Genomic DNA, 19,155 nt, shown 5'->3' with positions numbered 1-19,155 from the left:
ATTTGCCGCCGGGCCGCCCCAAGGAAAATTAGCCCCCTTGGGGGGCAGCGACCCGCGCAGCGGCGGAGCGTGGGGGCCATATTTATGTTGGGGAATAGGCCAGTCGCACGTAGATCGGTGCAAAGGCTTCGGCCTGCGTGATTTCGATCAGGGTTTCTTTGGCCAGCTCCAAGAGGGCGATGAAGGTCACGACCAATACCGGAGTGCCTTGACTCGGATCGAACAGCGCTTCGAAGCCAACAAACTTCTGACCCTGCAGTCGCTTGAGCACGATGCTCATGTGCTCGCGCACCGAGAGTTCTTCGCGACTGATCTTGTGATGCTGGATCAGCTTCGCGCGCTTCAGGATATCGCGCCAGGCTTCCTGCAAATCGACCAGATGCACATCGGGAAAGCGTGGTTGCAGGCTTTGTTCAATGTAGACCCCGGCTTTCAGGAAATCGCGGCCGAACTGTGGAATGGCGTTCACGCGTGCGGCGGCCAGCTTCATCTGCTCATATTCCAGCAGGCGGCGCACCAGCTCGGCACGCGGGTCTTCGGCCTCTTCGCCTTCGGCCACCTTCTTGGGCGGCAACAGCATGCGCGATTTGATCTCGATCAGCATGGCCGCCATCAGCAGGTATTCGGCCGCCAGCTCCAGGTTGTGCTTGCGGATCTGGTCCACGTAGACCAGGTACTGCTTGGTCACGCTGAGCATCGGGATGTCCAGAATATTGAAATTCTGCTTGCGAATCAGGTACAGCAGCAAGTCCAGCGGCCCCTCAAAGGCCTCCAGAAACACCTCCAGCGCGTCCGGCGGGATATACAAATCCTGCGGCATCGCAAACAACGGTTCGCCATACAGACGCGCCAGCGCCACCCGGTCGACTACCTGCGGCATGCTCGCGAGCGCCTCGGTATCAGCAGGGGCGGCGCCTTCCGGGGCGTCAGTCTGGGTCATTGGGTTGCTATTATTTTGCTAGCTGCTCACGCACGTTCTACGGGCGTTACAGGCCAATTTGGCTCTTATTTTGCGTCGGTCTGGTAGACGTAAGGCTTTTGCGCGACTTCAGCTTCCCGGTACTCTTTCCAGGCTGCGCGGTCCACAGCTTTGTCCCATAGCAGTTCACGGCCATGGCGCTGCTCGGCTTCCAGAGTGGGCTTGGCCACCTTGAGCGTGTCAATGAACTGGGTCACTTCGGATTTGTAGTCTGCGCGGCGGAAGAAATTCATGGGGGTACCTCGTTGTGGCTATTTTACGGGCTGCTCTTTGGGCATGATTATTTGACCGCCGGGCCCAGCATTTCGTGCACGTCGTGCGCCATCACCGCCAGAAACAGCGTGAGCCCAAGGTAGTAGCTGGCGTATTCCAGTCGCACCGCCGGACTCACTGCGTAATAGGTCTGAGCCTCTTCGCTGTCGGAGCGGTATTTGAGCGCTTTCCAGACCTGTGGCGCAGCCATCACCGCAATCAGTATCAGCATGGGGCTGGGGCGCCACAGGAAGATGACGATCAGCACCGGTACGCCCAGCAACCAGATGCGCGGCGATAAAACCGCAGTGATACGTCCACCGTCGAGGGGTGACAGCGGAATCAGATTGAACAGGTTCAGAAAGAAGCCGGAGTAGGCGATGGCCAGCAGCAGCCTGCTATCGGTTTCGCGGGCAGCAAAATAGCAGACCAGCGCTCCCAGGCTCCCCAACAATGGGCCGCCCAAGCCGACCCAGGCTTCTGTTTCTGCGTCGTGGGGCATGTCCTTGAGTTCAATCCAAGCACCCACGAAGGGAATGAAAGTAGGCGCACCGACATTCAGGCCACGCTGGCGCGCTGCAAGATAGTGCCCCATCTCGTGCACGAAGAGCAGCAGCACGAAGCCCACGGCATAGCGCCACCCGAAAACCCAGGCGTACACCAGCACCGACAGCAGCATCGTGCCGCCGGTCATGAAAAGTTTGCCTAGTTTGACGCCAGAGAACAGCAAAAAAAGCAGTTTCGTCATGCAGCCCCCATGGCGTGTGACCGGTCTCTCAAGCCGCTGGCGGCGGTGTGGTTTCGTTGCCTGCCGCAGCCACAACGGGCGCTGGTGCAGCGGGTTTTTTGCGGAAGAACTTCATCGCCGCGCCACCAAAGGCGAACACCGCCAGCGCAATGATCTTGGCGAACTTGGCCAGGAAAACCGCAGCGAGTGCGAAAAATCCCAGTTTCTTGGCGGCAACGCCTACGACCAGCGCGGCCAGACCGTATTCCGCCACCTTGTCTGTGCTGGAGTTGAAGTCGGCGTAGCGTTTGCCATCGTTGAACTGCAAAGCATCCAGCAGCGTATGGGCTTGCGGTTTGTAGGTGGGTAACTCCGCCAAACCAGTCACAAGGTTCATGCTGAAGTAGCCCTCGCGGCCCAGTGCATAGGTGTTGTAGTTGACGCCTTGCGGCTCGCTTTCTGGCGCGCCGATATCGCGTGAGGACATGGCCCAGGCCAAGCGATGGGTACTGCTGTCGTAGGCGGGCTTTTGTGCCCAACCCAGAATCTCGATGCCAGGGATACCCATCTTCGTTCGTTCTTCATTCGAAGCGGCCGTGCCTTCACGGTAGCTTTTGAGCAGATCGTCCGCATTCCATTCCTTGGCGTCGTCGTCCTTGACGTAACCAGAGCCCTCGTAGCGAATGGTCATGAACCAGGGCGTGTTGTCTTTGGGAAATACGATGCCTTGCAAGGCCGAATCTTGTCCCGGGTTGCCCATAGCGTTCAGTACCTTGCCCGCCTGGGGCTGCGGTATGAAAATCTGCCCGTCGATTAAGCTCAGTTTGGCCTGATTGGCTAGCGTTACGCTGCCTGGGCCTGCTACGGACGCTGCCTTGGCGTCCGCAAAGATTTTTTCACTTTCTTCTTTGCTCAGGGCCTGAGCCCATGCAGTGGAAGTAACCAGGCACGCCAGTGCCAGCATCGCTCCTGCGATCCGTGTACGCATATCAAACTCCCTGTGTTGTTATAAAAACCGGGAACGATTCTGACACAGCAAATTGAGACAAACAGGGACAATCCTGCATTGGCTGTGCTTGTGTCGCCTTACCGTTATCCTTCTCCCCCTATGACGAATTTCGACTTTTCTCCTTCTTCCATTGCCACGCTGGCAGAGACGGATGTGGCCCGTGCCCTAGCCGAAGATGTGGGCGCCGGTGATCTGACTGCCGCGCTAGTGGACCCAAAGCGTCGCGCGCGCGCCCGGGTGCTGGCGCGCGAGGCGGCGGTGATCTGTGGTGAGCCTTGGGCCACGGCCACGGTTTTGGCGCTGGACCCTAGCGCGTCCATCACTTGGCATGTAAAAGAAGGCCAACGCTGTGCTGCCGATCAGGTGATCCTGGAGATCGAAGGCAATGCCCAAGCGCTGTTGACGGCCGAGCGCACCGCGCTGAACTTCCTGCAACTGCTCAGTGCCGTGGCCACCAAGACCGCAGTGTTTGTGGATGCCGTCAACAGTGTGTCGGGCAACCGCGCCGCGATTGTGGACACGCGCAAGACGCTGCCTGGTTTGCGCCTGGCGCAAAAGTACGCAGTGCGCACCGGCGGCGGTACCAACCACCGCATTGGCCTGCACGACGCGGTGCTGATCAAGGAGAACCATATCGCGGCTGCAGGCGGAGTGACTGCTGCACTGACCCGCGCGAAGCAGGCAGCCCAGGCCGCGAAGTTCATCGAGATTGAAGTGGAAACGCTGGCCCAACTGCGCGAAGCGTTGGATGCGGGCGCGAAGATGGTGCTGCTGGACAACATGACGCTGGCACAACTGCGCGAAGCCGTGGCGATCAACGCAGGCCGGGCGATTCTGGAAGTGTCGGGCGGGGTGAACCTCGATACGGTGCGGGACATTGCCGCGACCGGCGTGGACCGCATCTCGATTGGTGCGCTGACCAAGGACGTGAAGGCCACCGACTTTTCCATGCGTTTTGAGGAATTGCCATGAGCGCTGTCATCGACGTCGAATACGAACAGCCTGCGTGTTCCACCAAACACGCCTGGGCGCGCGTGCCGGTGGAGCCTTCTCCTGATGAGCGTATTGCGCTGAAAGACAAGATCAAGCGCTTGTTGAAGGAAAAGAATGCAGTGATGGTGTCGCACTATTATGTCCACCCGGATTTGCAGGACCTTGCCGAGGAAACCGGCGGCCTGGTCAGTGATTCACTGGAGATGGCCCGCTTTGGCCGCGACCACCCGGCACAAACGCTGGTGGTATCTGGCGTGAAATTCATGGGTGAAACCAGCAAGATTTTGTCGCCGAATAAGACGGTGCTGATGCCCGATCTGGACGCGACCTGCTCACTCGATCTGGGCTGCCCGATCAAGGAATTCAACGCGTTTTGCGACGCGCACCCGGACCGCACTGTCGTGGTCTATGCCAACACCAGCGCCGAGGTAAAAGCCCGCGCCGACTGGCTGGTGACCAGTAGTTGCGCGCTGGACATTGCGCGCGCGCTGAAAGACAAGGGCCAGAAAATTCTCTGGGCACCCGACAAACACTTGGGCGGCTACATCCAGCGCGAGACTGGCGCCGATATGGTGTTCTGGGAAGGCGCCTGCATCGTGCACGACGAGTTCAAGGCGTTTGAGCTGGAAGCCTTGATGAAAGAGCACCCTAAGGCCAAGGTACTGGTGCACCCGGAGTCGCCGCAGGATGTGATCGCATTGGCGGATGCTGTGGGTTCGACCAGTGCGATTCTCAGAGCCGCGCAGACCTTCGATGCCACCGAGTTCATCGTCGCAACCGACAACGGCATGTTGCACAAGCTGCGTACGCTCAATCCCGGAAAAACGTTTATCGAAGCGCCCACAGCCGGTAACAGCGCGACTTGCAAGAGCTGTGCGCATTGCCCCTGGATGGCGATGAACGGCTTGGCTGGTGTGGCGATGGTTCTGGAGAACGGCATCAACGAGATTCACGTAGACCCGACCTTGGGCTTGCGGGCACGGTTGCCGATTGACCGGATGTTGGCGTTTACTGCGGCTCTCAAAAATGGACAGCCGGTTGGTGGGTTGATTCCGAATATTGGGGCGGCTTAAGTCACCTCTTCTCGTCTTTTTGTGGTGGACGGATTGGGGTGGCTATGTGTTTTGCTCCGTGTCCCCCGGGCCGTGAGGGCCCTCCTCCTTGACCTGCGCAAAACACATAGCCACCCCAATCCTGAAGTAGCTTGGTTGTTGCGCCTAAAAGAGAGCATGACAACGATTCGCAGCGCGAGAGTAGGGGTGCGTGTCGCAGCGAAATCAAGGGGGAGGGCCCTCACGGCCCGGAGGACATTCGCGGAGATACGTACCCCTGCTCTCACGCGGGCTCAGCGAAGTTGCAAGCTAGAAACGTCTTATGGACTTAAGGTAATAGGAACCGCCACATCCAGCATCCCCGGATAGTCCCGACTGAAATGCAGACCTCGGCTTTCGTGACGGGCTTGGGCACTGCGAACAATCAGCTCGGCGACTTGCACCAGATTGCGCAGCTCCAGCAAGTCACGCGTCACATGGAAGTGCGCGTAGAACTCCTGAATCTCGTCTTGCAACAGAGCAATACGATGCTCCGCACGTTCCAGGCGTTTGTTGGTGCGGACAATGCCCACGTAGTCCCACATGAAGCGGCGCAGCTCGTCCCAGTTGTGGGAGATCACGACGGATTCGTCGGCGTCGGTCACTCGGCTGTCATCCCACGCGGGTGGCATGGGTGCGGCGCCATTGGTTTGTGTCGCAATAGAGTTAGCTATCAAATCCGTAGCTGCCCGCGCAAATACCATGCACTCCACCAGCGAATTGGATGCCAAGCGGTTGGCGCCGTGCAGGCCCGTGCAGGCCGTCTCTCCAACGGCGAACAGTCCTTGGACATCGGTGCGTGCTGACAAATCCGTGCGCACGCCGCCGCAGGTGTAGTGCGCAGCGGGCACCACCGGAATCGGTTGCTTGGCCATGTCGATGCCCAGCTCCAGGCAGCGCGCGTAGATGTTGGGGAAGTGTTCGAGGATGAAGGCCAGTGGCTGGTGCGAGATGTCGAGATAGACGCAGTCAAAGCCACCTTTCTTCATCTCGAAGTCAATCGCACGCGCGACCACATCGCGCGGCGCGAGTTCGGCGCGGGCGTCATGGGCGGGCATGAAGCGTGTGCCGTCTGGCAACAGCAGGCGACCGCCTTCGCCGCGCACGGCTTCGGTGATCAGAAAGCTTTTGGCGTGTGGGTGGTACAGGCAGGTTGGGTGGAACTGGATGAACTCCATGTTCTGCACCTGGCAGCCCGCGCGCCACGCGGCCGCAATGCCATCGCCGGTGGCGGTGTCGGGGTTCGTGGTGTAGAGGTAGACCTTGCCTGCGCCGCCGGTGGCGAGGATGGTGTGCGGGGCCTGGAAGGTCAGTACTTCGTCGGTGTCATCGTCCAGCGCGTACAGGCCCACGCATCGGTTCGGCCCGGGCTGACCCAGCTTTGCGGTGGTGATCAGGTCGACCAGCGTGTGCTGTTCGAACAGCGTGACATTGGGCGCTTCCTTGACCTTCTCGATCAGCGTCTGCTGCACGGCCGCGCCGGTGGCATCGGTGGCGTGCACGATGCGCCGCGCGCTGTGGCCGCCTTCGCGCGTCAGATGCAAGTGGCCGTCTTCCTGCGAGAACGGCACGCCGAGCTGTTGCAACCATGCAATCGCCTGCGGCGCCTGTTCCACGACGAATTGCGTCGCGGCCAGATCGCACAGGCCTGCGCCTGCGACCAGCGTGTCGTCCACGTGGGCGTCAAAGCTGTCGTCCTTGTCCCAGACCGCGGCAATGCCGCCTTGCGCCCAGCCGCTGGAGCCTTCGCGCACGGCGCGCTTGGTCAGGATGGCGATGCGCGTGGTGGCGGGCAGCAGCAGCGCGGCCGAGAGGCCGGCCAGACCGCTGCCGACGATCAGCACGTCAAATTGCAGAGGCGAGGTGGACGAGGTAAAGGATGTGGGCATAGGGTGTTACTCAGGCAGCGCTTAGTGAATGCGCATGCCAGGCGTAGCACCGGGCCAGGGGTTCAGGATGTAGATGCCGGGGTTGGCCTTCTCGTCGCCATGGCTCGCGGCCATGACCATGCCTTCGGACACGCCAAACTTCATCTTGCGCGGTGCGAGGTTGGCTACCAGCACCGTGAGCTGGCCGACCAGCTCTTCGGGCTTGTACATGCTGGCGATGCCGGAGAACACATTGCGGTGGCGGCCTTCGCCAGCGTCGAGTGTCAGGCGCAGCAGTTTGGTCGAGCCTTCGACAGCTTCGCAGTTGACGATCTTCGCAATGCGCAGGTCGATCTTGGCGAAATCGTCGATGGTGATGGTCGGTGCGATTGCTTCGCCGCCGGGCACGGTTGCTGCAGTTTCAGGAGCAGCTTGCGCAGATTCTACGGGCGCTGGCGGCTCAAACAATGCATCGAGTTGTTCGGGAGTGACGCGTTGCATCAGGTGCTGGTAGGGCTGGATGGCTTGCACGTCGCCTGCCACGTTCCAGTGCTGCATGTCGCTGCCAACAAAGTCCTGCACCGCTTTGGCCAGACCTGGCAGCACGGGAGCCAGATAGCGTGTCAATGCGGCAAAGGTGTTGATCAGCACGGAGCAGACCTGGTGCAGCGCTTGGTTGTTGGCGACGTCTTTGGCCAGGTCCCAGGGCTTGTTCTGGTCGACATAGGCGTTGACCTTGTCGGCCAGCAACATGATCTCGCGCGTGGCCTTGCCGAACTCGCGGGCTTCGTACATCTGCGCCAGCGCATCGCTCGCGCCGCGCACATCGGCCAGCAGCGCCGCGCCAGTCGCACCAAAGTCGCTGGTCAGCTTGCCATCAAAACGCTTGGTCAAGAACCCCGCCGCACGCGAAGCAATGTTCACGTACTTGCCAATCAAATCCGAGTTCACCCGCGCCATGAAATCATCGGCGTTGAAGTCAATGTCTTCATTGCGCGCGGACAGCTTGGCCGCCAGGTAGTAGCGCAGCCATTCGGCGTTCATGCCCAGGTCGAGGTACTTCAGCGGCGACAGGCCAGTGCCGCGGCTCTTGCTCATCTTCTCGCCGTTGTTGATCGTCAGGAACCCGTGCACAAACACATTGGTCGGCGTCTTGCGGCCGCTGAACTTCAGCATCGCGGGCCAGAACAGCGTGTGGAAGGTGACGATGTCTTTGCCGATGAAGTGGAACTGCTCGGTGTCGGGCGCGGCCATGTACTCTTCAAAGCTGCGTGTGTCGCCGTGCTTGGCTTTGGGACCGCCCCCAGTTGCCGATTGCGCGAACCAGTTTTTCAGTGACGCCAGATAACCCACCGGCGCATCCAGCCACACGTAAAAGTATTTGCCTGGTGCATCGGGAATCTCAATGCCGAAGTAAGGCGCGTCGCGAGAAATATCCCAGTCGCCCAGTCCTTCGCTCGTGCTGCCATCGGGGTTGGTACGAACGCTGAACCATTCTTTGACTTTGTTGGCCACCTCGGGCTGCAGCTTGCCGTCTTGTGTCCATTCCTGCAGAAACTCCACGCAGCGCGGGTCAGAGAGTTTGAAGAAGAAATGTTCAGATTGTTTTAGTTCGGGTTTGGCACCCGACAACACCGAGAACGGGTTGATCAGGTCGGTCGGCGCATAGACCGAGCCGCAGACTTCGCAGTTGTCACCGTACTGGTCTTTCGCGTGGCACTTGGGGCATTCGCCTTTGATATAGCGGTCCGGCAGGAACATGTTCTTCTCAGGATCGAAGAACTGCTCGATCGTACGCACTTCAATCAGCGAACCATCAGCGCGGTCACGCAGGTCGCGGTAGATTTGCTGTGCGAGTTCGGTGTTTTCGGCTGAATGTGTGCTGTGCCAGTTGTCAAAGCTGATGTGAAAACCGTCCAGGTACTGTTTGCGTCCGGCGGCAATGTCAGCGACGAATTGCTCAGGCGTTTTACCGGCCTTTTCCGCCGCAATCATGATGGGTGCGCCGTGTGTGTCGTCCGCACCGACAAAATTCACTGCGCTCCCCTGCATGCGCTGGAACCGCACCCAGATATCAGCCTGGATGTATTCCATGATGTGGCCGATGTGGAACGGGCCATTGGCGTAGGGGAGGGCGGTGGTGACGAATAACTGGCGGGACATTGGGGAATCGACTTTCGCTGAGGAACCTTGGATTTTAGTCGCCTGTCCTCTCCGGTCTTGAACTTCCAACTACCCGTCCGGATCGGGCGTGTCGGGTACTCTTTTCCGTACGTGTCCCCCGGGCCGTGAGGGCCCTCCTCCTTGACCTCCCGGAAAAGAGCACCCAACCCACCCGATCCTGAAGAGGCGTGATTTGCGACCCGCAAAAAGAAAACCCCTCCGTAGTGGAAGGGTTGGATTGGGCTGAGTGGAATTTGAAATTCCTACCCTTCAAGCGGATGGTGTGGGGTGAGCCCCATTGCGAAATCAAGGAGGAGGGCCCTCACGGCCCGGGGGACATTCGCTTTGGGGCTTACCCCGCACCGTCAGCGGGCGAAAGAAATGCCCCCGGAATCTCAAGCCGCCAGCGTAACTTCCGCCTGATTAGCAGCAACTTGCGTAGCCGTCAGCGTATCCACCGCAGCAGAAGCCAAGGCTTCAGCCTTTTTGGCCTCACCCATCGCAATACCTTCAGCGCGCACAAAACGCACATCGGTGATGCCGAAGAAGCCGAACACGGTTTGCAGATAGCTCTCCTGATGTTCCATCGCACGGCCGCCTTCGCTGGTCGAGTACACGCCGCCACGGGTGGAAGCCACGATTACCGTCTTGCCACCGGCCAGGCCGACTGGGCCCTTTTCGGTGTACTTGAAGGTGCGGCCCACTTGCGCCACGCGGTCGATCCAGGCCTTCAGTTGGCTGGGGATGCTGAAGTTGTACAGCGGTGCGCCCACAACGATCACGTCGGCAGCGAGGAACTGGGTGACCAGTGCTTCGGATACAGCGTTTTCGCGCTTTTGAACGTCACTCAGGTCCGTGCCAGCAGGCAGGCGGAAGCCTAAGGATTCGGCGGACAGGTGACTGGGCGTGTTGGTGGCCAGATCCAGATAGTCCACGGTGGTACCGGGGTGGCTGGCGGTCCATTGGTTGACGATGTTTCCGGTCAGTTGGCGGGAAACCGAGTTGGCGGCCAGGATGCTGGAGTCGATGTGCAAGAGTTTCATGAGGTCCTTCTTTCCAAAGTTAAGAACAAAGAGTTGTTCGGGCGATGGGTGAATTGTGCGGATGAAGCTAATGTTTGATAAGTCGGTGAAATTGCGTTAGATTGTCCCAACAATAGGACAATAAAGGCCCAATATGCAAGACACCAACGACATGCTGTACTTCGCCGAAGTGGTGGAAAGGGGCGGTTTTGCCGCAGCCGGGCGGCATCTGGGCATCCCCAAATCCAAGCTGTCACGCCGCGTGGCGGAGCTGGAAACCCGGCTGGGCGTGCGCCTGCTCCAGCGCACCACGCGCAAGCTGTCGCTGACCGAGGTGGGCGAGGTCTACCTGCGCCACTGCACCGCGATGCGCGATGCGGCCGATGCGGCTGCGGAGGCGATTGAGCAGGTGCAGACCGAGCCGCGCGGCACGATACGCGTGGCCTGTCCGGTCACGCTGGCGCAAACCACGCTGGGGCCCATCATTGCGCCGTTTCTGGCGCGCTACCCGCTGGTCAAGCTGGACATGCGCGTCAGCAATAGGGTCGTTGATCTGGTGGAAGAAGGCGTGGACATCGCGCTGCGCGTGCGGCCCACACTCAGCGACAGCGGCAGTCTGGTGGTCAAGAACCTGGGGATGACCAAAACCTTTCTGGTCACCAGCCCGGAACACCTGAAGCGACAGGGCGCGCCACAGTCGGTGCATGACCTGGCGAATATGGATTCGATCAGCATGTCAGCGGTCGACGGCAAGGCGAGCCTGCATCTGGTCGGACCCAATGGTGCTAGCCACGCGCTGGTGCACCACCCGCGCTATGTGGCCGATGACTTGTTGACGCTGAAGTTCGCGGTGCTGGGTGGTACCGGCATGTGCATGCTGCCGGACTACATGTGCCGCGAGGAGATGGACGATGGCCGGCTGGTGCACGTGCTGCCTGGCTGGGCGCCGCCGCATGGCGTGTTTCACGCGGTGTACCCGTCACGCCGCGGCATGGTGCCCGCGGTGCGGCGGTTTCTGGACTTTCTGGGGGCTTTTACCAATGGCGAGGGCTCACCGGTGGCACCCGATCCTGAAGCCTGCAAAAAAGCAGATGAAAACGCGAAGGTTTAGCGGCGCGTAACACGCAGCGGGTCGGTGCGGCGGTCATTCAGGACGTAGTGCGGCACCTCTTCCTGCGGCTTGGCTACCGGATCGGTCCAGCCAAAGAATTCGCAAATTTGTGCGCGCTGCTTTTGCGCATCGGCGTAACCCAGCGCCATCAGCTCGGTGGTGTAAGAGGTTTCAAACAACAAGTAGCTGGCAAGCGCCGCACCCTTGACATCAGCCTTTTGGGATGACACGCCCACACCGCCCAGCATCGTGCGCACTGCGTGCGGCAAATCCTTCACATGCTTGGCGGCTACGGCATCAAGCCGCTGGCTGGGCGCGATCACCAGCAGCTCCACCGGCTTGAGTGCGCTGGCCTTGCGGGCTTCTTCTGGCACCAGCTTGATCGTCTGGTTGACGCGGCGCACGCGTTCGATGTCCACCGCGAGCGCATCCAGAAAGATGTTGGACAGCGCATGGCCTGCGATTTGCGCAATCGAAGGGTAGGTGTTGGTGGTGTGCAGGTGGGCTTCGTCTTTGGGTTCGTGCATGCGCCCGGCGCCCACTACCAGGATTTTCTCTGCGCCCAAATGGATAGCAGGCGAGACAGGTGCGCTTTGCCGCATCGAGCCGTCGCCAAAATATTCGTCGTGCCCATTGATATGCAACTGGGTGGCCGGAAACACAAACGGAATCGCCGAGGATGCCAGCAGGTGGGCATGGGTAATCTTGTCGCGCACAGCAAGGCGTTGTGTACGCAGCCACGGCATGATGCGTTTGTCGCCCTCAAAGAAGGTGACGTGGTCGCCCGAGCTGTAGCTCGATGCGGTGACAGCCAAAGCCTGCACATGGCCTTGGCGGATCAGGTCGGGCAGGCGCTCCAGCGGCACCAGGCGCTTCAGCAACTCGCCCAAGGGCTCGTTGTCCAGTAGCGACTTGGGCTTGATGCGGCGCAGCTTCGCCACCAGCCAGCCCAGTGACAGCAGCGTGAGCCACGTCGCCCCGGTGCGCATCATGCTCAGGTGGTCGGATTTGTAAACCTGGTTGGCACGGAACTCCCGCCAGGTCTTGGCGATGATCCGTATCGTGCTGTCGAAGTTGTCAGCGCCGCATGCCAGGGCTGCCGCATTGATCGCGCCTGCCGACGTGCCGGTGATGATGGGAAATGGGTTGCCCGATMCCGACTGACCGCATTCGACGCGGATATCGGCAATCGCTTCGAGTACACCCACCTGGTAGGCCGCCCGGGCACCGCCTCCGGTCAACAGCAATCCGATGTTGTGGGCGGGAACAATGGGGATCGACATGCAGCCATTATGGGATGCCATGGCGGCGGCTCAAACCTTAAACCAACCGGAAATACCCGAAGTGTTGCGTGCCATCCATAGCCCTATTGACGACCATTGCCCCAAGCCTTCGCTAGACTTCGGGCAACAGGAGTTTTCATGGCATTGACGGAACAGACAATTTTGGGCGCCTTGCAAGGTGTGATTGACCCGAACACGGGCAAGGATTTTGTGGGCAGCAAGTGCGTGCGCAATGTGGTCGTCTCGGGCGACGATGTGGCGTTTGATGTGGAACTGGCGTATCCGGCGCAGCGTCAGGCAGCACAGCTACGTGCTTTGCTTGAAGCTGCGGTGCGCACTGTCGCTGGCGTTGGCAAGCTGACGATCAACATCACCTCCAAAATCCAGGCCCATGCGGTGCAGCGCGGTGTGCAATTGCTGCCCGGCGTGAAGAACATCGTGGCCGTGGCCTCCGGTAAGGGCGGCGTTGGCAAGAGCACGACTGCGGCCAATCTGGCGCTGGCGCTGGCCGCCGAGGGCGCACGTGTGGGCTTGCTGGACGCCGACATTTATGGTCCCAGCATCCCGATGATGATGGGCACGTCCGAGAAACCCGCCACCGAAGACGGCAAGACCATGCAGCCGGTGATGGCCCATGGTTTGCAAGTGATGTCGATTGGTTTTTTGGTGGAACCCGATCAGGCCATGATCTGGCGCGGACCAATGGCGACACAGGCGCTGGAGCAATTGCTGCGCCAGACTGCTTGGGACGATCTGGACTATTTGATTGTCGACATGCCGCCCGGCACGGGTGATATCCAGCTCACGTTGTCACAGCGCGTGCCGATGACCGGTTCGGTGATCGTAACCACGCCGCAGGACATTGCGCTCTTGGATGCGCGCAAGGCGATCAAGATGTTTGAGAAGGTCGGCGTGCCGATCCTGGGCATCGTCGAAAACATGGCGGTGCACGTGTGCAGCAACTGCGGCCATGTGGAACATATCTTTGGCGCAGACGGCGGCAAGAACATGGCGGCGGAGTACGGCATGGATTACCTGGGCGCTTTGCCGCTGAACCTGCAGATCCGCGTGCAGGCCGATGGCGGCACGCCCACCGTGGTGGCCGATCCGGACAGCGAGATTGCCGAGCTGTATCGCACGGTGGCGCGCAAAGTGGCGGTGTCGATCGCGGCGAAGAACAAGGACTTTTCCTCCAAGTTCCCGACCATCACGATCAGCAAAGACACCTGATCTCTCTAGATGCTACAAATTCAGTAGCTGTTCACGCACATTCCATGCGCTCTACAGCCTGATTTGTCTCCGAAATCGGTGCGAAGTACTACTTCGCAATGCCCAACTGGTCCAGCACAAACGCATAGTCCTGTGCGGTCTCGCGCAGCCGCTTGAAGCGGCCTGCGCTGCCGCCGTGGCCCGCTTCCATATTGATGTGCATCAGTAGCGGCGCTTTGCCCGTGTTCAGCGTGCGCAGCTTGGCGACCCACTTGGCGGGCTCGTAGTACTGCACCTGGCTGTCGTGCAGGCCGGTGGTCACCAGCATCGCCGGATAGGCCTGGGCTTTCACGTTGTCGTAGGGCGAGTAGCTCAGCATGTAGTCGTAAAACGCCTTCTGCTTCGGGTTGCCCCATTCGTCGAATTCGTTGGTGGTCAGCGGGATGGATTCGTCCAGCATGGTGGTCACCACGTCGACAAACGGCACGGCCGCCAGAATGCCGCGGTACAGGTCGGGCCGCATATTCGCCACCGCGCCCATCAGCAAGCCGCCGGCGCTGCCGCCTTGGGCAAACACCTTATCCTTGGCTGCGTACTTTTGCTGCACCAGCGCTTCGGTCACATCAACAAAATCGTTGAAGGTGTTTTTCTTCTTCAGCTTCTTGCCGTCTTCATACCAGGCACGGCCCATCTCCTGCCCGCCGCGGATATGGGCGATGGCGTAGACAAAGCCGCGGTCCAACAGCGACACGGCGGACGAGCGGAATACCGGGTCCATCGACAGGCCGTAGGAGCCGTAGGCGTACTGGAACAGTGGCGCCGTGCCGTCCTTTTGAAAGCCTTTGCGGTAAACCAACGACACCGGGACCTTGACGCCGTCGCGCACGGTAACCCACAAGCGTTCCGTCTGGTAGTTGGCGCTGTCAAAGCCACCCAACACGGGCTGGCGCTTGCGTAGCACGCGCTCGCCGGTGCGCATGTTGTAGTCGTAGGTGGTTTGCGGCGTGGTCAGCGAGCTGTAGACGTAACGCACGACTTCGCTGTTTTGTACATAGTTGGGTTGCAGCTCGGTGGCGTAGGCCGCCTCGTCGGAGCGGATGTATTGCGCCTTGCCAGTCATCTTGCCCTTGGCCCATGGCTGCACGCGCAGGCGGCGCAGGCCTTCGCTGCGCTCGTCAATCACCAGGTAGTTGGCGAACAGTTCAAAGTTGTTGATAAAGACCTTGGGGTCGTGCGCCAGCAGCGGCTGCCAAGCGTCGCGATGGCCGATCTGCTTTTGCGCGACCTGCATCAAGCGGTAATTGGGCGCCTGCCAATCGGTGCGGATGATCCAGCGGTCTGCGATGTGGTCGGCCCGGTAATGAAAGTCCGCCTGCTTGGGCGCCAGGGTCTTGAAGCTGGCCGTGGGCGTCGCCGCATCCAGCACTAACACTTCGTCGGAAATAGTGCTGCTGACATGGACCAGCACATACGCTTGCGATGAAGTCTTCCGCACTTGCGTGTAGAAGCTGTCGTCCTTTTCTTCATAGACGGTTACGTCGCTGGCAGTACTGGTTCCCAGCACGTGGCGTTTCACACGGTAGCTGCGCAGCGTTGCGGGGTCGTTCTCGACATAGAAGATGGTCTTGTTGTCGTTGGCCCAGGCGAGGCTGCCGGACAGGCCGGGAATGCTGTCGGCAAGGGTCTCACCGGTGGTCAGGTTTTTGAAGCGCAGCGTGAACTGGCGGCGACCGGTGACGTCTTCCATGTAGGCCACGATATTCTGGCCGGAGCTGATTTCGTAGGCACCCACCTGGTAGTAGCCCTTGCCCTGCGCCAGCTGGTTGCCGTCGAGCATGATTTCTTCGGCGGCGTTGGGCGTGTTGCGCTTGCGCGCATACAGCGGGTATTCGCGGCCCTGTTCGAAGCGGGTGTAGTAGAGGTAGCCGCCCTTGGCCGTCGGCACGCTGGCGTCGTCCTGCTTGATGCGGCCCTTGATTTCCTCAAACAAGCCGTCTTCCATTGCCTTGTAGCGCGCTGCGTGCTGGTCGTACCACTGGTTCTCTGCATTCAGATAGGCCAGCATTTCGGGTGCCTTGCGCTCGTCGTCGCGCAGCCAGTAGTAGCTGTCGTTGCGCGCACCGTTGGGTGAGGTCACCATGAAAGGCTTGGATTCCGCCATCGGCGGGCTGGCCATTTGCGCGGTGGCAGACAGGGCCAGCAGGCCGGTGGCTGCGACGCATAGCGCTTTGAGTGCGTGGGAAGTTTTCAGGAGGTGCATGGAAATCCTTGTCATGGGATACCGGGCTGTGCCGGGAATGCTCCGCATCATAGACTCCGAAATAGCCGGGCATTCGGGCGGGATAGTCCGAATGCGCTAAGGTAGCGCCATGAATCTTTCCTTCTGGCGCCTGGGCTGGCGCACCCTCTGGCGCGATCTGCGCTCTGGCGAATTGCGCTTGTTGATCATTGCCGTGACGCTGGCCGTGGCGGCATTGACGGCTGTCGGGTTTTTCGCCGACCGGCTGCAGGGTGGACTACTGCGCGATGCGCGCCAGTTGCTGGGTGGTGATGCGGTGGTGTCCAGCGACAACCCCATGCCCGCAGCATTTGCAGACAAGGCGAAAGAACTGAAGCTCGATGCCGCGACGACGGTGGGCTTTCCAACGATGGCGCGTGCGCCAGATGCGCTGGGCGGTGCTGCCAAGCTGGTGGCCCTGAAAGCCGTCGAGCCGGGTTATCCATTGCGCGGTGCGCTGCGCGTCGCCACTGCGCCGGAAGCACCCGAAACGGTGACCCACGATATTCCCGCTGCAGGACAGGTCTGGGTCGATGCGGCCTTGCTGGAAGCATTGGGTCTGAAGGTCGGCGATGCGTTGCTGTTGGGCAGCAGCCAATTGACGATTGGCAAGGTGCTGACGGTCGAGCCGGATCGTGGCGCGGGCTTCATGAACTTTGCGCCGCGCGTGATGATGTTGCGTACGGACGTTGCAGCCACGGGCTTGGTGCAACCCGCCAGCCGCCTGAACTACCGCCTCGCGGTGGCCGGTGCAGACAAGGCGGTGCAGACATTTACCGAATGGGCCGAAGCGCAGATCAAGCAGGGCACGGTGCGCGGCGCGCGGGTGGAATCGTTTACCGGCGGCCGCCCCGAGATGAGCCAGACGCTGGACCGTGCGGGCAAATTCCTGAGCCTGGTGGCCCTGCTGGCGGCGCTGCTCAGCGCAGTGGCCGTGGCGCTGTCAGCGCGCGCATTTGCGGCCGCGCATCTGGACGACTGCGCGATGTTGCGCGTGTTGGGTTTATCGCAGCGCACCATCGCAGCCAGCTACACGTTTGAATTTGCGTTGGTAGGTTTGTTTGCCAGCGCGCTGGGTGTGCTGGTGGGCTTTTGCGTGCATTACCTGTTTGTGCTGCTGCTGGCCGGGCTGGTGGATTCGGCTTTGCCCGCCGCCACGCTGTGGCCGGTGGGCCTGGGGTTGGGTATGGGGCTGACGCTGTTGCTCGCCTTTGGCCTGCCGCCGGTCTTACAACTGGCACAGGTACCGCCGCTGCGCGTGATCCGTCGCGATGTGGGCAACTTGCGCCCCGCATCCTTGGGCGTGTTGGCCGTTGGTGTCGCAGGCTTTGCTGCGCTGTTGATGGCGGCCAGCAGCGATCTGACGCTGGGCCTCATTGCGGTCGGCGGCTTTGCGGCGGCTGTCGTGGTGTTCGCGGCGATGAGCTGGGTTGCGGTCAAGCTGCTGCGCCGCATGGTCAACGAAGCCACCGCGCCGCGCTGGCTGGTGTTGGCAACGCGTCAGATTTCTGCGCGCCCGGCCTACACCGTGGTGCAGGTCAGCGCGCTGTCGGTGGGCCTGCTGGCGCTGGTGCTGCTGGTGCTGCTGCGTACCGACCTGATTGGCAGCTGGCGCAAGGCGACACCGCCCGATGCGCCGAACCGTTTTGTGATCAACGTCATGCCCGACCAGTCGGAGTCGTTCCAGAAGGCATTGAAGGATGCGGGTGTGCAGAAGTTTGATTGGTTCCCGATGATCCGCGGCCGCTTGGTGGCGATCAACGGCAAGGCAGTCAACCCGGACGACTATGCAGAAGACCGCGCCAAGCGCCTGGTGGACCGCGAGTTCAACCTGTCGCACAGCGCAGCATTGCCATCCAACAACCGCATCGTCAAAGGGCAGTGGACCAATGAAGAAGCGGACGCGATCAGCATGGAAGAGGGCATTGCGACCACATTGGGCTTGAAGATTGGCGACACGCTGCGCTTTGATATCGGTGGCATTCAGAATGAATCGCGCATCAGCTCGCTGCGCAAGGTGGACTGGGGCTCGATGCGTGCCAACTTCTTTGCGATGTACCCGGTCAGCCAATTGAAGGATGTGCCAGTGACCTATATGGGCGCGTTCCGTGCTCCGCCGGTGTGGCCCCCACGCTCCTCCGCTTCGCGTGATGCGCTGCCCCCCGAGGGGGCGTCTTCCACCTTAGGGCGGCCCGGCGGTGGAAGCGCGGGCTTTGACAACGCGCTGGTGCGCCAGTTCCCCAATGTCACCAATGTGGACATGACCAGCACCATCAACCAGGTGCAGCGTGTGCTGGACCAGGTGATACGCGCGGTGGAGTTCCTGTTTGGCTTCACGCTGGCCGCAGGTCTGGTCGTGCTGTTTGCGGCAGTGACAGCCACGCGCGAAGACCGCGCCAAGGAGTTCGCGGTGATGCGCGCCGTCGGTGCGCAAAGCAAGTTGTTGCGACAAGTGCAGCGAGCCGAGTTGGCGGGCGTCGGTCTGCTGGCGGGCTTCCTCGCTTCTGTCGTTGCCGCGGCGGTGGGCTGGGCACTGGCGCGCTATGTGTTCGAGTTTGCGTGGACCGTGCAATGGTGGGTGCCGCTGGCCGGTGCGCTGGCCGGCGCAGTGCTTGCGCTCTCCGCTGGCTGGTGGGGCTTGCGGGAGATTTTGCAGCGCCCGGTGGTTGAGACTTTACGCCGGGCTACCACCTAGCCGCTCTGTTTTTAATAGCTGCTTACGCACGTTCTATGCGCCTTATAGGCACTTTTTACTCTAAATTCCAATGCAAATTGAAGAACCCAATGCCCTTACTCCGTACGAAAGGATAGGTGGCGAAACAGTGGTGCGTTCCATGGTGGATCGTTTCTACGACCTGATGGACCTGGAGCCTAACTATGCGGCCCTGCGTGCTGCACACGGCAGCTCGCTGGACAAGGCGCGCGATCACCTGTTCTGGTTTTTGTGCGGCTGGCTGGGCGGACCGAACTACTTTGTGGAGCGTTTCGGCCACCCGATGCTGCGAGCGCGTCACATGCCGTTCAAGATCGGCATTCTGGAGCGCGACCAATGGCTCGCTTGTATGGACCAGTCTATGGGCGATGTCGGTGTGGATGCCGAGTTGCGCACGCGCCTGCAGACGTCGTTTTTCCAGACCGCGGATTGGATGCGCAACGTAGGCGTCTAAAGC

At 60.7% G+C, this 19,155-nt stretch carries 15 protein-coding genes; 6 read left to right on the top strand and 9 right to left on the bottom strand.

What is annotated here, in order from left to right:
• Window positions 1-82: 82 nt before the first annotated feature.
• The 4 genes from AC1DV6_RS04345 to AC1DV6_RS04330 all read right to left on the bottom strand — a co-directional run bounded on the left by AC1DV6_RS04345 (window position 83) and on the right by AC1DV6_RS04330 (window position 2,946).
• Window positions 83-940 carry a segregation and condensation protein A gene (locus tag AC1DV6_RS04345; protein ID WP_477975475.1) on the bottom strand — a complete coding sequence of 286 codons (858 nt, stop codon included), beginning with the start codon at window positions 938-940 and terminating at the stop codon, window positions 83-85.
• Between the two features lie 65 nt (window positions 941-1,005).
• Complete coding sequence (locus AC1DV6_RS04340) at window positions 1,006-1,212, bottom strand: DUF3460 family protein (protein ID WP_477975473.1); 207 nt, start codon at window positions 1,210-1,212, stop codon at window positions 1,006-1,008.
• Between the two features lie 47 nt (window positions 1,213-1,259).
• Window positions 1,260-1,979, bottom strand: coding sequence for a site-2 protease family protein (locus AC1DV6_RS04335; RefSeq protein ID WP_477975471.1), 720 nt, complete (start codon window positions 1,977-1,979; stop codon window positions 1,260-1,262).
• Window positions 1,980-2,007: 28 nt separating this feature from the next.
• A complete protein-coding gene (locus AC1DV6_RS04330) occupies window positions 2,008-2,946 on the bottom strand; it encodes a DUF2167 domain-containing protein (RefSeq protein WP_477975469.1) in 939 nt (312 codons plus the stop codon).
• A gap of 120 nt (window positions 2,947-3,066) precedes the next feature.
• On the opposite strand from AC1DV6_RS04330, the gene nadC reads away from it, so the two are divergent.
• The gene (nadC, locus tag AC1DV6_RS04325; RefSeq protein WP_477975467.1) at window positions 3,067-3,939 is read left to right on the top strand and encodes a carboxylating nicotinate-nucleotide diphosphorylase; all 873 of its coding nucleotides are present in this window, start codon (window positions 3,067-3,069) and stop codon (window positions 3,937-3,939) included.
• Window positions 3,936-5,033 carry a quinolinate synthase NadA gene (gene nadA, locus AC1DV6_RS04320; RefSeq protein WP_477975465.1) on the top strand — a complete coding sequence of 366 codons (1,098 nt, stop codon included), beginning with the start codon at window positions 3,936-3,938 and terminating at the stop codon, window positions 5,031-5,033. The genes nadC and nadA overlap by 4 nt, the downstream gene beginning before the upstream one ends.
• A 299-nt stretch (window positions 5,034-5,332) precedes the next feature.
• Here nadA and nadB read toward each other — a convergent pair whose 3' ends face one another.
• The 3 genes from nadB to AC1DV6_RS04305 all read right to left on the bottom strand — a co-directional run bounded on the left by nadB (window position 5,333) and on the right by AC1DV6_RS04305 (window position 10,125).
• On the bottom strand, window positions 5,333-6,940 hold the full coding sequence (gene nadB, locus AC1DV6_RS04315) for an L-aspartate oxidase (RefSeq protein ID WP_477975463.1): 1,608 nt from the start codon (window positions 6,938-6,940) through the stop codon (window positions 5,333-5,335).
• 21 nt (window positions 6,941-6,961) lie between these two features.
• The gene (metG, locus tag AC1DV6_RS04310) at window positions 6,962-9,082 is read right to left on the bottom strand and encodes a methionine--tRNA ligase (RefSeq protein WP_477975461.1); all 2,121 of its coding nucleotides are present in this window, start codon (window positions 9,080-9,082) and stop codon (window positions 6,962-6,964) included.
• A 395-nt stretch (window positions 9,083-9,477) separates the two neighbouring features.
• Window positions 9,478-10,125, bottom strand: coding sequence for an FMN-dependent NADH-azoreductase (locus AC1DV6_RS04305; protein ID WP_477975459.1), 648 nt, complete (start codon window positions 10,123-10,125; stop codon window positions 9,478-9,480).
• A 133-nt stretch (window positions 10,126-10,258) separates the two neighbouring features.
• Between AC1DV6_RS04305 and AC1DV6_RS04300 the strand changes: the two genes are divergently transcribed.
• The gene (locus AC1DV6_RS04300) at window positions 10,259-11,215 is read left to right on the top strand and encodes a LysR family transcriptional regulator (RefSeq protein WP_477975458.1); all 957 of its coding nucleotides are present in this window, start codon (window positions 10,259-10,261) and stop codon (window positions 11,213-11,215) included.
• On the opposite strand, the gene AC1DV6_RS04295 is transcribed toward AC1DV6_RS04300, so the two are convergent.
• Window positions 11,212-12,498 (bottom strand): patatin-like phospholipase family protein, encoded by a 1,287-nt coding sequence (locus AC1DV6_RS04295; RefSeq protein ID WP_477975456.1) that lies wholly within the window; start codon window positions 12,496-12,498, stop codon window positions 11,212-11,214. The two genes, AC1DV6_RS04300 and AC1DV6_RS04295, sit on opposite strands and share 4 nt — an antisense overlap.
• A gap of 138 nt (window positions 12,499-12,636) precedes the next feature.
• Here AC1DV6_RS04295 and apbC point away from each other — a divergent pair, with 138 nt between their 5' ends.
• Window positions 12,637-13,728 (top strand): iron-sulfur cluster carrier protein ApbC, encoded by a 1,092-nt coding sequence (apbC, locus tag AC1DV6_RS04290; RefSeq protein WP_477975454.1) that lies wholly within the window; start codon window positions 12,637-12,639, stop codon window positions 13,726-13,728.
• 88 nt (window positions 13,729-13,816) lie between these two features.
• Here the strand turns inward: apbC and AC1DV6_RS04285 are convergent, their stop codons facing one another.
• The gene (locus tag AC1DV6_RS04285; RefSeq protein ID WP_477975452.1) at window positions 13,817-15,967 is read right to left on the bottom strand and encodes a S9 family peptidase; all 2,151 of its coding nucleotides are present in this window, start codon (window positions 15,965-15,967) and stop codon (window positions 13,817-13,819) included.
• Between the two features lie 109 nt (window positions 15,968-16,076).
• On the opposite strand from AC1DV6_RS04285, the gene AC1DV6_RS04280 reads away from it, so the two are divergent.
• Both AC1DV6_RS04280 and AC1DV6_RS04275 read left to right on the top strand, forming a co-directional pair.
• Window positions 16,077-18,680, top strand: coding sequence for an ABC transporter permease (locus AC1DV6_RS04280; protein ID WP_477975450.1), 2,604 nt, complete (start codon window positions 16,077-16,079; stop codon window positions 18,678-18,680).
• 70 nt (window positions 18,681-18,750) lie between these two features.
• Complete coding sequence (locus tag AC1DV6_RS04275) at window positions 18,751-19,152, top strand: group II truncated hemoglobin (protein WP_477975448.1); 402 nt, start codon at window positions 18,751-18,753, stop codon at window positions 19,150-19,152.
• Window positions 19,153-19,155 lie beyond the last annotated feature (3 nt).

Source organism: Rhodoferax sp. P2_H8_2 (genome assembly GCF_056403235.1).
Note: the sequence above shows the minus strand (reverse complement) of the source record. Positions and strands in the feature narration are given on the sequence as shown.